The following is a 13,592-nucleotide window of genomic DNA, read 5'->3' as shown; positions in this document are numbered from 1 at the left end:
CCACGGGTGCCCCGAGCGCGGGGGGGGGCCCCCCCCCCCCCGCGCCTGGCCCCGGCCCCCCCCGGGGCCCGCGGCCGCGCGGGCCGCCCGCCGGCCCCCCCCCCCCCCCCGCAGCCGTATGTCACGGGTAGCGCTGCTCCATCGTCTGCCGCAGCAGCGCGAGCGAGTCGCGGGGCCTGAGGGCCTCGTCCGCGAGCCGGTCGAGCGCGATGCGGTACTCCTCGGTCTCGTCGCGGTCCTCGAGGAAGTTGGCGCTCTTGATGTGCTCGAGGTAGACCACGTCCGGCAGGTCCAGGCCGCCGAAGCGCAGATAGGTGACCGGGATGGCCGGCGCCGAGGCGTTCGTGACGCTCAACGGCACGACCTGCACGGTGACATTGGGACGCTGGGCCATCTCGACGAGGTGTGCGAGCTGCTCGCGCATGACCTCGGCGCTGCCCAGGACACGCAGCAGCACGGACTCGTCGATGACCGCCCACAGCTGCGGCGCGTCCGGCCGGAACAGCAACCGCGCCCGGGTCCTGCGGAGTTCGACGCGCCGCTCCACCTCGCTCGCCGGGGCGTTCGGCAGGCCGCGCTCCACCACCGCCCTGGTGTAGGCGGGGGTCTGCAGCAGACCGGGCACGTACTGGATCTCGAACGTACGGATCGTGGCCGCGGCCTCCTGGAGGCCCACCAGCCGGTCGAACCACTCGGGCATCAGCCGCTTGTCGTACCGCTGCCACCAGCCCGGCTCGCCGGCGCGCTGCAGCAACTTCAGCAGCACCGAGGCTTCGTACTCGTCGGTGCCGTACAGCTGCAGCAGCGCACGGACGTCGTTCTCGGTCGGCGGGCGGCGGCCCTTGCCCGACTCGATGCGGGACAGCTTCGCGGCGCTGAAGCCGACAGCGCGCGCCGCCTGGTCCTGGGCCAGTCCGGCGTCCTCACGGAAACCGGCGAGCTGCACACCGACGAGCATCTTCAGCAGAGTCGGCGCCGGCTCGGGCCTGTCCAGGTAGGGTTCCAGGCGGGAGATGCGATGCGACGCGGCGGACATCCTGACTCCCAGCAGACCGGCACAAGGACGACTTACACTATCGCACCCTGCCAGGCGTCTTCGCATCCCCGTAGGAGCCTTACGAAACTGGGGAGTTGGGCTCCGCTTTCCTCCCGGGAGCTTCACCGCTCCCGAGGCTTCCTCACACCAGGTGGTCGAACTCGCCGTCCTTCGCCCCGGCGAGGAACGCGGCGACCTCCGCCGCCGTGTAGACCAGGGCGGGCCCGTCGGGATCACGGGAGTTGCGCATGGCGATGCCCCCGTCGACCAAGGGGGCGACTTCGACGCAGTTGCCCTCGGCGTTGCTGTGCCGGCTCTTGATCCAGCAGGCGTCCAGCGAACTCGCCTGCACTCCGTTCCGCACTGGTGGCATCGCGGTCTCCTTGCTCTCCGGCCGTACTCGTCCCGGCTTGCGTACCCACGGCGGCTTGTTTTTCACGCAATTTCTCGTGCAATTGCACGGAAGCGCCGTCAGCGTGGATAATAGCTGCGGCGTCAACCCCCGTGCTGGCGCCGCGTCCTGACGTCGCATCGGGGAGATGCCGTGTCATCACCAGCGCAGCACCTGCTCCGGCCGCCGAGTGTGGTGGCGGCCCCCACGAGCGCGCCCGATGCGATCGACGGCTTCCCGACCGGCCCGCGCGGGCCGGCCCGCTGCGAGGCCGCGCTCCCGTTGCTTCCGTCCGCGGCTCCACCCGAAGCCCCGCCCGCCTCGGTCGCCCTGCGCGTCGAGTGCAGCCGGGAGGGCTTCGCGCGGGCCCGGTCCTTCACCCGGGAGACCCTGCGCCTCTGGTCGCTCGGCCACCGCTGCGACGACACCACCCTCGTCGTCACCGAGCTCGCCGCCAACGCCGCGACCCACGCGGCGCCCGGGACGTCCGGTGCGCCGGAGATCCTGCTGGCCCTCCGCCTGGATCCGGCGTTCCTCCTGGTCACCGTCTCCGACCCCGACGACCGCCTGCCCGTGCACGCGCCCGCCCCTGACGCCGCCCTTGCGGAACACGGCCGGGGCCTGTGCATCGTCGACGCCCTGTCCGAGGCGTGGGGCTGGATCCCCACACCGCCGGCGGGCAAGACGGTCTGGGCGAGGCTGTCGACCCGTCCCCCCATCTGACACGACTGTTGCGGAAAGGCCCCTCGCCATGCGCAGCGCTTCGACGGAACACCCGATCAGTGAGCGCCCCCAGCGCCCCGACACCCCGGCCGGACCGGCCCGGAACACGCCGCTCACGGCACTGGACCGCGTGCCCTGGGGTGACATCCAGGACTCCACCGGATCGGCGGCGGCCATTCCCGTGCTGCTGCGCGGCATCGCCTGGGGCGATGCCGACACCGCCCGGTCCGCGCTCGAGGACTTGCGGAAACGCATCTGCCAGTTCGGCTTCGTGGTGGAGCAGGCGACGGCGGCCACGGTCCCCTTCCTGTGGGAGCTGGCGAAGCTGCCGCAGGTGACCTGCCGTCCCCAGATCATCCAGCTGCTGAAGAGCATCGCCGACGCGCGGCAGTGGGAGAGCACCGCCGCCGTCTACCCCAAGCTGATGAACCGCCGGGAGAACCCGGTGGTCTGGGAGCGGGCCGCGCGCCAGGCGGTCCGGGCACGGCGCGACGAGCTCGGCCGGCTGATGGCGGACGGGGACACGGAGATCGCCCGGGCCACCAGCGAACTGGCCCGCTCGCTGGGCGCCTGAGGCGCCCGCAGGCTCCCGGCCGGGACCCGAGGCGCCCCTGCGCCGGGGAGTGTGACGAAACGGTGAGGGCCCCCTGTCACCGTGGGTGATGCCCCTCGCCTCCCGGGGCCGGGCAGTGTAGACATGGCACATGGTCCGACTCATGGGTCGATCCGGGACTCGGTCGCCCCTGCGGCCCGGCGCCGCGCCGTCCGCACGGCGACATGAGGAGGCGGGTCCGTCGCGGTGGCATACGGCGGCGGGGCTGCGGTCGGTGCTGGGCGGGCGCAGCGTCGCCGGACAGGTGTTCCTGCTGGTCGTGGTGATCGTGCTGCTGCTCGTCATGGCGGCGGTGGGGGCGCTGGTGCTGCAGGTGCGGCACGACAGCACGCAGGAGGCGCGCGGCCGTTCCCTGGCCGTCGCGGAGTCCTTCGCCAACGCTCCGGGCATCGTCGAGGCGCTGGAGGGTCCCGATCCCACGGCCGTGCTCCAGCCGCGCGCCGAAGCGGCCCGGGAGCGGTCGAAGGTCGACTTCCTCGTCGTGATGAACACCGACGGGATCCGCTACACCCACCCCAAGCCGGACCGGATCGGGAAGAAGTTCGTCGGGACCCTGGCGCCCGCGCTGGCCGGGAAGACGGTGATCGAGGAGATCGAGGGCACCATCGGCCCGCTCGTGCAGGCCGTGGTGCCGGTGCGGGACCCGGCCGACGGCCGGGTCGTGGGCGCGGTGTCCGCGGGCATCACGACCAAGAACGTCGGCGGCACCGCCGACCGCCAGCTGCCGCTCGTCCTGTCCGCCGCCGCGGTCGCGCTCGTGCTGGCGACGGCGGGCGCCGCCCTGGTGAGCCGCCGGCTGCTGCGCCAGACCCACGGGCTCGGGCCGGACGAGATGACCCGGATGTACGAACACCACGACGCCGTGCTGCACGCGGTCCGGGAGGGCGTGCTCATCCTCGACGGCGGGGGCACCCTGATGCTCGCCAACGACGAGGCGCACCGCCTGCTGGGGCTGCCGGCCGACGCCGAGGGACGGCACGTGCTCGACCTGGGGCTCGACCCCGGCACCGCCGAGCTGCTGGCCTCGGGGCGCGTGGCCACGGACGAGGTGCACCTCGTCGGGGACCGGCTCCTGGCCGTCAACCAGCGCACCACGGACGGCGCGGGCGGCCCGCCGGGCAGTGTCGCCACCCTGCGCGACTCCACCGAGCTGCGGGCCCTGTCGGGCCGGGCCGAGACCGCGCGGGAACGGCTGAACATGCTGTACGACGCCGGGGTGGGCATCGGGACCAGCCTGGACGTGACCCGTACGGCCGAGGAGCTGGCCGAGCTGGCGGTGCCCCGGTTCGCCGACTTCACGACCGTGGACCTGTTCGACGCGGTGCTGGGCGGCGGGCAGCCGGACGCCGCCGCCTCCCTCAGCCGCACGGCGCTCGGCGGCATCCGCAAGGACGCTCCCCTCTATCCCGTGGGGGAACGGATCCGGTTCGTCCCGTCCTCCCCCCAGGGCCGCAGCCTCGACACCGGCCGGCCCGTGCTGGAGCCCCGGCTGGCCGAGGCACCGGGCTGGCAGGCGCAGGACCTGGAGCGCTCGGCGCAGATCGTGGAGTACGGCATCCACTCCCTGATCACCGTGCCGCTGCGGGCCGGGACGCTCGTCCTGGGCGTGGTGAGCTTCTGGCGCTACGAGAAGCCCGAGCCGTTCGACGAGGACGAGCTGGCCCTGGCGGAGGAGCTGGTGACGCGGGCCGCGGTCTCCATCGACAACGCGCGCCGCTACACCCGGGAGCACAGCATGGCGGTGACGCTGCAGCGCAGCCTGCTGCCGAGGAGCCTGCCCGAGCAGGAGGCGCTGGAGATCGCCTACCGCTATCTGCCGGCGCAGGCCGGGGTGGGGGGCGACTGGTTCGACGTGCTGCCGCTGTCCGGCGCGCGGGTGGCGCTGGTGGTCGGGGACGTCGTCGGGCACGGGCTGCACGCCGCGGCCACCATGGGGCGGCTGCGCACCGCCGTGCACAACTTCTCCGCCCTCGACCTGCCGCCGGAGGAACTGATCGCGCTGCTGGACGAGTTGGTGGGCCGGATCGACCAGGACGAGACGGAGGAGGAGGGCGGCGCCCCGGTGACCGGCGCGACCTGCCTGTACGCCGTGTACGACCCGGTGTCCCGCCGCTGCACCGTCGCCCGGGCCGGGCATCCGCCGCCCGCCCTGGTGCATCCTGACGGCCAGGTCGAGTTCCCCGACGTGCCCGCCGGTCCCCCGCTCGGGCTGGGCGGCCTGCCGTTCGAGACGGCGGAGCTGGAGCTGGCCGAGGGCAGCCGGCTCGTGCTCTACACCGACGGGCTGGTCGAGGACCGGGAGCGGGACATCGACGTCGGCCTGGAGATGCTGCGCGAGGCGCTGGGGCGGGCCGGGGAGTCGCCCGAGGACACCTGCCGGGTGGTGCTGGACGCGCAGCTCACGGCCCGCTCCTTCGACGACATCGCGCTGATCGTCGCGCGGACGCGGGCGCTCGCCGCCGACCAGGTCGCCGAGTGGCCGGTACGGGCGGACCCGGCGGCCGTGGGCGAGGTGCGGGCGGCGGTCAGCCGGCAGCTCGCGGAGTGGGGGCTGGAGGAGCTGACGTTCACCACGGAGCTGATCCTGAGCGAGCTGGTGACCAACGCGCTCCGCTACGGGGGCAGCCCCATCCACGTGCGTGTGCTGCGAGGCCGCAATCTGATCTGCGAGGTGTTCGACAACAGCAGCACCTCGCCGCACCTGCGGTACGCGACCATGACCGACGAGGGCGGCCGGGGGCTGTTCCTCGTCGCCCAGCTCGCCGAGCGCTGGGGCACGCGCTATCTGCCCGCGGGGAAGGTGATCTGGGCCGAGCAGCCCCTGCCGCCCGGCTCGGCCCGGCCATAAGCGACACTGGGGGCTGCTCATAAAAGAGCCTTATGGGCTCATAGACCGGACCCCCGTACCAACTTAGGCTTGCCTTAGCTTAGGCTTCCCGTCGAGATCGCTTGTCGCCGCTCGAAGGGAACCTGACCATGCCCCGCCCCCTGCGGGTAGCCATCGTCGGATCCGGCCCCGCCGGGATCTACGCCGCCGACGCCCTGCTCAAGTCCGAGGTGGCCGCCGACCCCGGTGTGTCCATCGACATCTTCGAGCGGATGCCCGCGCCGTTCGGCCTGATCCGCTACGGGGTGGCCCCCGACCACCCGCGGATCAAGGGCATCATCACGGCCCTGCACCAGGTTCTCGACAAACCGCAGATCCGGCTCTTCGGCAACGTGGACTACGGCACCGACATCGGCCTGGACGACCTGCGCGCGTTCTACGACGGCGTCATCTTCGCCACCGGCGCGACGGCGGACCGGGCGCTGCCGATCCCCGGCATCGAGCTCGACGGCTCGTACGGCGCCGCGGACTTCGTGTCCTGGTACGACGGCCACCCGGACGTACCGCGCACCTGGCCGCTGGAGGCGGAGAAGGTCGCCGTGCTCGGCGTCGGCAACGTGGCGCTCGACGTCGCGCGCATCCTGGCCAAGACCGCGGACGAGCTGCTGCCGACCGAGATCCCGCCGAACGTCCACGAGGGCCTGAAGGCCAACCGGGCCAAGGAGATCCACGTCTTCGGCCGACGCGGCCCGGCGCAGGCGAAGTTCAGCCCGATGGAGCTGCGGGAGCTCGACCACTCCCCCAGCATCGAGGTCATCGTCGACCCCGAGGACATCGACTACGACGAGGGCTCGATCGCCACCCGGCGCGGCAACAAGCAGGCCGACATGGTCGCCAAGACCCTGGAGAACTGGGCGATCCGCGACACCGGCGACCGTCCCCACAAGCTGTTCCTGCACTTCTTCGAGTCGCCGGTGGAGGTCCTGGGCGAGGACGGCCGGGTCGTCGGGCTGCGCACCGAGCGCACGGAACTGGACGGCACCGGCAACGTCCGGGGCACGGGCACGTTCAAGACCTGGGACGTCGGCGCGGTCTACCGTGCCGTCGGCTACCTGTCCGACCAACTCCCCAAGCTGCCCTGGGACCTGGACTCGGGCACCGTGCCGGACAAGGGCGGCCGGGTCGTGCAGGAGTCCGGTGAGCACCTGCAGTCCACGTACGTCACCGGCTGGATCCGGCGCGGTCCGGTCGGCCTGATCGGGCACACCAAGGGCGACGCCAACGAGACGGTGGCCAACCTGCTGGACGACTACGCGGGCGGCCGGCTGCACACGCCCGCCGCTCCCGCCCCCGAGGCCGTGGACGCCTTCCTGGCCGAGCGGGAGGTCCGCTTCACCACGTGGGACGGCTGGTACCGGCTGGACGCCGCGGAGAAGGCGCTGGGCGAGTCCCAGGGGCGCGAGCGCGTGAAGATCGTCGAGCGTGAGGACATGCTGCGGGCGAGCGGGGCCTGACGCCCACACACCTTCGAGGCGGGTCCGGTGGCGATGTCACCGGACCCGCCTTTTCGCATGCCTGAACCGTGTACGATTCAAGCGCTTCACCGAACCATCACATCGCCTTCACCTGAGGGCCCTGCCAGGGGGGACGAACGTCCATGCGCATACGCCTTGTCGCGACCACCGCCGCCGCTGCCGGAGCACTGACCGTGCTCACGGCGCTCCCGGCCCAGGCCGCCGAGTACGACTCCGCACTGAAGATCCGCGGCATCCAGTACGACGCTCCCGGGAGCGATTCCAACCGCTGCTCGACGGGCAACACCGACGAGGAGTACCTGACGATCAAGAACTACTCGCGGTCCACGACGGTGAACCTCAAGGGTTACGTCGTGAAGGACGCCGCGGGGAACAGGTTCACCTTCACCGCGAGCCACAGCCTTCAGCCGGGTGACTACGTGAAGCTGCGCGGCGGCAACGGCACCGACTCCGACGCCGGCAACGTCGTGTACCGCGACAACTGCAACTTCATGTGGAACAACGACAAGGACACGATCTACGTGTACAAGCCGTCAGGCAGCCGCGCCGACGTGCACTCGTACACCCGGAGCGGCTCCGACCCGGACCGCAACGGGTACATCACGTACCACGGCTGAGCCTTCTGCCTCTTTGCCGGAACGGCAACAGGCTTGGTGCGCGGCGCGGCGGGCGCCGGATGATCGAGGGGACCGAGTGCCCTCGCGATCCCGGGAGGAACCATGCCGCAGACGTCCGCCGCCGACGCCGTCCATAGCCTGGTGCCGTCACCGGCCGGCCGCCTCCATCTCGTCGAGCAGGGTGAAGGCCCGCTGGTGCTGCTGCTGCACGGATTCCCGGAGTCCTGGTACGCGTGGCGGCACCAGCTTCCGGCCCTGGCGGCGGCCGGGTACCGGGCGGTGGCGGTGGACGTGCGCGGCTACGGCCGCTCGTCCCGGCCGGAGCCCGTGGAGGCGTACCGGATGCTGGAGCTGGTGGCCGACAACGTGGCCGTGGTGGAGGCTCTGGGCGAGCGGTCGGCCGTGCTGGTCGGGCACGACTGGGGAGCGGGCATCGCCGCGGCCTCCGCGCTCGTCCGGCCCGACGTGTTCCGCGCAGTGGGGCTGCTGAGCGTGCCCTACACCCCGCCCGGCGGCCCCAGGCCCGGCGAGGTCTTCGCCCGCATGGGCGGCGACGAGGAGTTCTACGTCTCCTATTTCCAGCAGCCCGGCCGGGCTGAGGCGGAGATCGAGCCCGATGTGCGCGGCTGGCTCGCGGGCTTCTATGCCCGAGACCGCCCCGTACTTCGTGGCGCGCGGCGGCGAACTGCGCGACCGCTTCCCGGCAGGACGGCTGCCCGGCTGGCTGAGCGAGGCCGACCTGGACGTGTTCGCCGGGGAGTTCGAACGCACCGGGATGACCGGCGCCCTGAACCGCTACCGGAACATGGACCGGGACTGGCAGGACCTGGCGGACTTCGCCGGCGCCCCCGTCACCCAGCCGTCGCTGTTCATCGGCGGCGGCCTGGACGCCTCGCTGGCGTGGCTGTCGGACGCGATCGAGGCGTACCCGGTCACGCTGCCCGGGCTGACGGGGTCCCACATCCTCGACGGCTGCGGGCATTTCGTGCAGCAGGAGCGTCCCGAGGAGACCAACCGGCTGCTGGTCGAGTGGCTCTGGGCCTGCGCGCCTTGAGGTCACGTCAGGGATGGGGCAGCCACCGGTCGAGGTAAATGCAGGCCTGTCAGATCGGTTCCGCGTGCCAGGTACCCCGCAGTCGACCAGGTCGTCGGTGGCGCCGAGGCCGGCCGGCATCTCCAGGGTGCGGGGCTGGATGGCCGGAGCGCGTGACTCCCGCGCGCGGTCGACGATCCGGAACGGTGTCGCGCAGGCGCGCAGTTGGGTGGCGAGGGCGAGTCCGGTGGGGCCCGCACCCACGACCAGGACGTCCTGGGGTGCCGTCATGGCGTCAACCGTAGACGCAGCCGTTCGGCATGCCGGGGCCCTCCGCGGCGTGTGCGTGGCGGAGGGCTCCCGTCGGGTGGTGTCGGCTCAGACCTCCAGCTCGGCTTCGATACGGCGGAGCTGGTGACGGGCCATCGCCAGGTTGGCGCGGCTGCCGTCGAGCACGAGGTAGAGGAACAGGCCGCTGCCGCCGCGGCCCTTGAGCAGACGGATGAGGTGGTACTGCGTGTTGAGGGTGATGAGGATGTCCTCGATCTCCTCCTTCAGGCCCAGGTGTTCCATGGTGCGCAGCTTGGACCGGATGACGTCGGTGTTGCCCGCGGCGGCGACTTCGAGGTTGAAGTTCTTGCTGCCGCCGAGGGTGCCGAGGGCCATGCCGCTGGTGTAGTCGACGAGGGCGGCGGCCGTGGCTCCGTCGATGGAGCTCAGGCATTCCTTCAGTGCGGTCTCGGTGTTGGCCATGTGAGCGGTTCCTTTCCTTTGTTCTTCTCTTCGGTCGGCCGGGAGGTTCGGTACCGGCGGTTCAAGTGCCGGGCTGGGGACGGGTCTGGTGGGCGGGCCGCTGTGGGGAGCGGACCGGGAGGGTGCCGATGGGGCGGATGGTGGGGGTCTGGGGCGCCGCGGTGAGGTGCTCACCGGGCGGGGACGACGCCGAGGCGGGCGCCGTCGTGGACCGCTCGGCGTGGCGGCCGGTGCCGGCGACGACGCGTGTGGCGACCAGGTCCGCGATCCGCGCACCGCTGCGCCGGCCTTCCAGGTGGAGGCGGCCGACGTTGACGCGGTCCTCGGCCAGGAGGGTCAGGACGGCGGTGGTCCCGGCCGCGTAGGTCGCCACGTAGCCGTCGGCTCCGCGGACCAGCAGTTCGCGGAAGTCGCCGCGGGCGGCGGCGTCGGTCAGGCGGTGGGCGACGCCGAGGGCGGCGGCGGTGAGCGCGGCGAGTCCTTCCGGTTCCGTGTCCGGCACGTCGTGGGCGAGGACGAGTCCGTCGACGGTGGCCGCGAGGGAGCCGGTCAGCCGGGGTACACGGGTGCGCAGGCGACGCAGTTCGTCCAGGACGTCGGTCTCGACGGCCATGAGCAGTCTCCTTTCGGCACGCTGTCGTCGCGCGCGGATCACAGTGCCTCCAAGGCGTGCAGGAGCCGTCGCAGCAGGGCGGTCTCGGGCTCGTCCACCGCCATGGGCAGTGCGGCGGGGCCCGGCTCGGCGGACGCGGTGGCGGGAACGGGGGGCGTGGGGGCGGGAGTCGGGGCGACGGTGGGGGCCGTGGGCGCCGGGGCCGAGGGGGTGACGAGTCCGGCGGCGGCCAGGCGGCGCAGTTCGACGAGGGTGTGGAAGGTGCGGCAGGCCAGGGCCGTGGCGATCTGGGCGGCGGTGCGGACTCCGTCGACCTGGGCGAGTATCCGGCCGCGGCGGGCCGGCAGTTCCACGGAGTCGCTGTCCGGCGCACGGTCGAGCGGGACGAGGTCGATCGCGGGCTCGGGCCATATCCGCTGCAGCAGTTCGCGGCGGCGCCGGGACTCGCGCAGGACGGTGTCGACCGGTACGGAGCGCACCGCGCCGAGCCAGTGCGCCACGCCGGGCCGGAAGCGGAGCACGGGACCGTCGTGGGCGAGGACGAAGTACGCCGCGTCGAAGAGGGCCCCGAGGTGGCACAACTCCAGTGCCCCGGCGGCGAGATGGCCGTCGTCCACGAGCTGGCGGCCGACGCGGCAGCGACGGCCGGCCTGGTCGATCGCCGCCCACCAGCCGTCCGCGGCGAGTGCGCCGCTGTGGGTGAGCAGATCGCCGAGGGCGGGTGTGACGGCCGATTCGACGTGGACGACGTGTCCTGCGGCCAGATAGACGATCCCCGACTCGGTCGACAGGGCGCCGCTCGCGCGTTGTGCGGCGAGGGTGGCGAGCTGGACCGAGGCCGGTTCGTCCGTGCGTGAGGTCAGGATCTGCGTGATCATCCGAGCACCAGTCGCTCCGCCATCTCCCCCAGCCGGATCCGCGCCAGGGCCAGGTTGCCCTCCTCGCGGTCCAGCCATAAGTGCAGGAACACGGTGCTGTCGAACGTCGTGCTCACGAATCTGAGCAGGTGGTACGAGTCGGCGTTCGTGATGATCAGGTCCTGTACCGGTGGTTCCTTTCCGGTGTCTCCTCCCGTGTCGGTGCCGGCCAGCGCGCCGCTCTCGGTGGCGAGCCGGGCGAGTTCGGCGGTCTCGGCAGCCATCGCCTCCGCGTCACCCCCCGGTGCGTCACCCACCGCGCCCAGGGCAAGACCGCTGATCCAGTCGACCACCGACGCCCCTCGAGCGCCGGGCAGCCGCATGGCTTCCAGCAGACTCTCGTCGATTCCGGGCACGCCGAATCCCCTCCCCCTGCACGGCCGTTCCCGCGAACGTGAGCACGACACTACGGAATGTGCTCGGCGCAGGTGAACGCTTTGGCATTTTCCAACGGCATTGTGCAAAAGCGGTGAGGATCGTGAACGAGGTCGGACCAAAGCGAGCAGCGATCGTCCGGAGCGAGTGCGACGTTCGGCGACAAACCTCACCAGTTCGCCTGAACCGCCCACAGCCCCCACAGCCCCACAGCCCAAAGCCCCGCCGCACCGCCGGAGCCGTGCTCCGCGGGGTGCGACGGGGTGGGGGGCCGGCTGCCGGGCCGGGGTCAGCCCTTGAGGCCGGAACGCGCGATGCCCGCGATCACCCAGCGCTGCGCGACGAGGTAGAGCAGCATGACGGGAACACTCGCGAGCACGGCCCCGGCCATGAGCAGGTCGTACCGGACGTTGTTGGCGCTCTGGAAGGTGGCCAGGCCGGCCGGCAGGGTCAGGGTGTCGGAGCTGAGCAGCACGTACAGCGGCCACAGGAAGTCGTTCCAGCTGCCCAGGAAGGCGAGCACCCCCAGCGTGGTCAGCGCGGGCTTGGCGAGCGGCAGGACGACACGGGTGAAGATCTGCCACCGGTTGCACCCGTCGAGTTCCGCGGCCTCCTCCAGCTCCGCGGGCAGGGAGAGGAAGAACTGCCGCAGGAAGAACACCCCGAAGGCGCTCGCCGCGCCGGGGACGATGACCGCCGGCAGGCTGTCCACCCAGGCCAGTTCGTTGACGATGAGGAAGTTGGGCACCAGCAGGATCACCGGGGGCACGAAGAGCGTGGCCACGATGACCACGAACAGCAGGTTGCGTCCGCGGAACTGCATGCGCGCCAGGGCGTAGGCGGCGGGTGTCGCGGTGACGAGGATGAGCAGGGCGTGCCCCGAGGCCGAGAGCAGGCTGTTGAGGAACCAGCGCAGTACGGGGCTGTCCGCCGCCGTCAGGATCTCCCGGTAGGCGTCGGTGGTGACCGGTTCCGGGATCCACTGCGGGCTGGTGGCGCCCGCGGCTCCGCGTGACTTGAAGGAGGTCACCGCCATGTACACCAGCGGGCTGAGGTACAGCGCAGCGATGACGGCGAGGAAGAGGTGGCGCAGGGAGCGGCCCGCGCGGCGCGCGGCCGGAGGGCGGGTGGCCGGGGGCCGGACGGTCTCCGGCGCGGTGCGGTCGGAGAGGGTGGTGGGGTTCATCGCTTCGGCTCCCGGTCGCGGAAGAGGGCGAAGACCAGCGTGCTCACGACCATCAGCGCCAGGGCGAGCAGGAAGCTCATGGCCGAGGCGGTGCCCATGTCGAAGCGGCGCAGGCCGGTTTCGGCGATCAGGTAGATGGCGGTCTTCGTCTCGTCGGCGGGTGCGCCCGCCGTGATGAGGTAGGACTGGCCGAACATGTTGGCCGAGGCCAGGATGGTGGAGTTGACCACGAACAGGATCACCGGACGCAGGCCGGGCAGGGTGACGGCCCGGAAGCGCTGCCAGGGACCCGCCCCGTCCATCCGTGCCGCTTCGTAGAGCTCGGCGGGGATGTCCTGCAGACCGGCCAGGTAGATGACGGCGTTGAAGCCGAGAGTCCACCACACGGTCACCGCTATCAGTGCCACCCAGGCGGCGGGGGTGGACGTGGTCCACTGGATGTCGTCGGGGAGTCCCAGCACCCCCAGGTAGTGGTTGACCAGCCCGATGTTGCCGTCGAGGAGGAACTTCCACAGCAGGCCCACCACGGCGACGCCGAGCGCGTAGGGGGCGAAGTAGACGGCGCGGTACAGGTTGCGTCCGCGGAACCGGCCGTTCATGAGCAGCGCCACCAGCAGCGGGACCACGAGCAGCACGGGCACGGAGAACAGGGTGAAGATGCCGGTGGCCTTCATCGCCGTCCAGAAGCGGGGGCCCTCGACGCTGTCGGAGCTCATCAGGTCGGCGTAGTTCTGCAGGCCCGTGAACGGCTTGGCGGGGAGGTTGATGTCCCAGGCGTGCAGGCTGATCCACAGGCCGTAGCCGATGGGTATCAGCATGAAGGCGGTGAAGAGCAGGAGATAGGGGGCGAGGAACAGGTACGGCGTCCACCACCGGTGGGGCGCCCGGTGCCGGGCGGAGCGGGAGCTCCCGCCGTCCGGCACCGGGGTCACGGCCGTCGCCTCCTTGATCGGCGAAGGTGACACGGAGCCCC

At 71.9% G+C, this 13,592-nt stretch carries 14 protein-coding genes and 2 pseudogenes; 7 read left to right on the top strand and 9 right to left on the bottom strand.

Going from position 1 to position 13,592, the window contains the following annotated elements; translation table 11 throughout:
• Positions 1-121: 121 nt before the first annotated feature.
• Complete coding sequence (locus ABZY20_RS35805) at positions 122-1,036, bottom strand: helix-turn-helix transcriptional regulator (protein ID WP_356447477.1); 915 nt, start codon at positions 1,034-1,036, stop codon at positions 122-124.
• 142 nt (positions 1,037-1,178) lie between these two features.
• Positions 1,179-1,409 (bottom strand): DUF397 domain-containing protein, encoded by a 231-nt coding sequence (locus ABZY20_RS35800; protein ID WP_311686249.1) that lies wholly within the window; start codon positions 1,407-1,409, stop codon positions 1,179-1,181.
• A gap of 171 nt (positions 1,410-1,580) precedes the next feature.
• Here ABZY20_RS35800 and ABZY20_RS35795 point away from each other — a divergent pair, with 171 nt between their 5' ends.
• From ABZY20_RS35795 to ABZY20_RS35765, 7 genes and pseudogenes are all read left to right on the top strand, one after another.
• A complete protein-coding gene (locus ABZY20_RS35795) occupies positions 1,581-2,150 on the top strand; it encodes an ATP-binding protein (RefSeq protein ID WP_356447475.1) in 570 nt (189 codons plus the stop codon).
• Positions 2,151-2,178: 28 nt separating this feature from the next.
• On the top strand, positions 2,179-2,724 hold the full coding sequence (locus ABZY20_RS35790) for a hypothetical protein (RefSeq protein WP_356447473.1): 546 nt from the start codon (positions 2,179-2,181) through the stop codon (positions 2,722-2,724).
• 130 nt (positions 2,725-2,854) lie between these two features.
• The gene (locus ABZY20_RS35785) at positions 2,855-5,611 is read left to right on the top strand and encodes a SpoIIE family protein phosphatase (protein ID WP_356447471.1); all 2,757 of its coding nucleotides are present in this window, start codon (positions 2,855-2,857) and stop codon (positions 5,609-5,611) included.
• Between the two features lie 128 nt (positions 5,612-5,739).
• Entirely contained in the window at positions 5,740-7,104 is a 1,365-nt protein-coding gene (locus ABZY20_RS35780) for an FAD-dependent oxidoreductase (protein ID WP_356447469.1), read from the top strand.
• Between the two features lie 143 nt (positions 7,105-7,247).
• Complete coding sequence (locus ABZY20_RS35775) at positions 7,248-7,742, top strand: lamin tail domain-containing protein (RefSeq protein ID WP_356447467.1); 495 nt, start codon at positions 7,248-7,250, stop codon at positions 7,740-7,742.
• 102 nt (positions 7,743-7,844) lie between these two features.
• Positions 7,845-8,540 (top strand): annotated as a pseudogene (locus ABZY20_RS35770) (alpha/beta hydrolase); the annotation flags it as partial.
• Positions 8,518-8,796 carry an alpha/beta hydrolase gene (locus ABZY20_RS35765; RefSeq protein WP_356447484.1) on the top strand — a complete coding sequence of 93 codons (279 nt, stop codon included), beginning with the start codon at positions 8,518-8,520 and terminating at the stop codon, positions 8,794-8,796. The pseudogene ABZY20_RS35770 and the gene ABZY20_RS35765, both read left to right, overlap by 23 nt.
• Positions 8,797-8,877: 81 nt before the next feature.
• On the opposite strand, the pseudogene ABZY20_RS35760 reads toward ABZY20_RS35765, so the two are convergent.
• The 7 genes and pseudogenes from ABZY20_RS35760 to ABZY20_RS35730 all read right to left on the bottom strand — a co-directional run.
• Positions 8,878-9,066 (bottom strand): annotated as a pseudogene (locus ABZY20_RS35760) (FAD-dependent monooxygenase); the annotation flags it as partial.
• A gap of 87 nt (positions 9,067-9,153) precedes the next feature.
• A complete protein-coding gene (locus tag ABZY20_RS35755; protein WP_356447465.1) occupies positions 9,154-9,528 on the bottom strand; it encodes a hypothetical protein in 375 nt (124 codons plus the stop codon).
• A gap of 61 nt (positions 9,529-9,589) precedes the next feature.
• Entirely contained in the window at positions 9,590-10,141 is a 552-nt protein-coding gene (locus ABZY20_RS35750; RefSeq protein WP_356447463.1) for a roadblock/LC7 domain-containing protein, read from the bottom strand.
• A gap of 38 nt (positions 10,142-10,179) precedes the next feature.
• The gene (locus tag ABZY20_RS35745) at positions 10,180-11,019 is read right to left on the bottom strand and encodes a hypothetical protein (protein WP_356447461.1); all 840 of its coding nucleotides are present in this window, start codon (positions 11,017-11,019) and stop codon (positions 10,180-10,182) included.
• Complete coding sequence (locus ABZY20_RS35740) at positions 11,016-11,414, bottom strand: hypothetical protein (protein WP_356447459.1); 399 nt, start codon at positions 11,412-11,414, stop codon at positions 11,016-11,018. The genes ABZY20_RS35745 and ABZY20_RS35740 overlap by 4 nt, the downstream gene beginning before the upstream one ends.
• A 308-nt stretch (positions 11,415-11,722) precedes the next feature.
• Complete coding sequence (locus ABZY20_RS35735; protein WP_356447457.1) at positions 11,723-12,619, bottom strand: carbohydrate ABC transporter permease; 897 nt, start codon at positions 12,617-12,619, stop codon at positions 11,723-11,725.
• Positions 12,616-13,584, bottom strand: coding sequence for a sugar ABC transporter permease (locus ABZY20_RS35730; RefSeq protein ID WP_356447455.1), 969 nt, complete (start codon positions 13,582-13,584; stop codon positions 12,616-12,618). The genes ABZY20_RS35735 and ABZY20_RS35730 overlap by 4 nt, the downstream gene beginning before the upstream one ends.
• Positions 13,585-13,592 lie beyond the last annotated feature (8 nt).

This window comes from Streptomyces sp. NPDC006624 (assembly GCF_040611555.1).
Classification (GTDB): Bacteria; Actinomycetota; Actinomycetes; order Streptomycetales; family Streptomycetaceae; genus Streptomyces.
This window is presented reverse-complemented; position numbering and strand designations above follow the sequence as displayed.

Bases quoted from the DNA above. Each gene is read 5' to 3' on its own strand.
- ABZY20_RS35805 (WP_356447477.1), bottom strand. From the start codon at position 1,036: ATGTCCGCCGCGTCGCATCGCATCTCCCGCCTGGAACCCTACCTGGAC.
- ABZY20_RS35800 (WP_311686249.1), bottom strand. From the start codon at position 1,409: ATGCCACCAGTGCGGAACGGAGTGCAGGCGAGTTCGCTGGACGCCTGC.
- ABZY20_RS35790 (WP_356447473.1), top strand. From the start codon at position 2,179: ATGCGCAGCGCTTCGACGGAACACCCGATCAGTGAGCGCCCCCAGCGC.
- ABZY20_RS35785 (WP_356447471.1), top strand. From the start codon at position 2,855: ATGGTCCGACTCATGGGTCGATCCGGGACTCGGTCGCCCCTGCGGCCC.
- ABZY20_RS35780 (WP_356447469.1), top strand. From the start codon at position 5,740: ATGCCCCGCCCCCTGCGGGTAGCCATCGTCGGATCCGGCCCCGCCGGG.
- ABZY20_RS35775 (WP_356447467.1), top strand. From the start codon at position 7,248: ATGCGCATACGCCTTGTCGCGACCACCGCCGCCGCTGCCGGAGCACTG.
- ABZY20_RS35765 (WP_356447484.1), top strand. From the start codon at position 8,518: ATGACCGGCGCCCTGAACCGCTACCGGAACATGGACCGGGACTGGCAG.
- ABZY20_RS35755 (WP_356447465.1), bottom strand. From the start codon at position 9,528: ATGGCCAACACCGAGACCGCACTGAAGGAATGCCTGAGCTCCATCGAC.
- ABZY20_RS35750 (WP_356447463.1), bottom strand. From the start codon at position 10,141: ATGGCCGTCGAGACCGACGTCCTGGACGAACTGCGTCGCCTGCGCACC.
- ABZY20_RS35745 (WP_356447461.1), bottom strand. From the start codon at position 11,019: ATGATCACGCAGATCCTGACCTCACGCACGGACGAACCGGCCTCGGTC.
- ABZY20_RS35735 (WP_356447457.1), bottom strand. From the start codon at position 12,619: ATGAACCCCACCACCCTCTCCGACCGCACCGCGCCGGAGACCGTCCGG.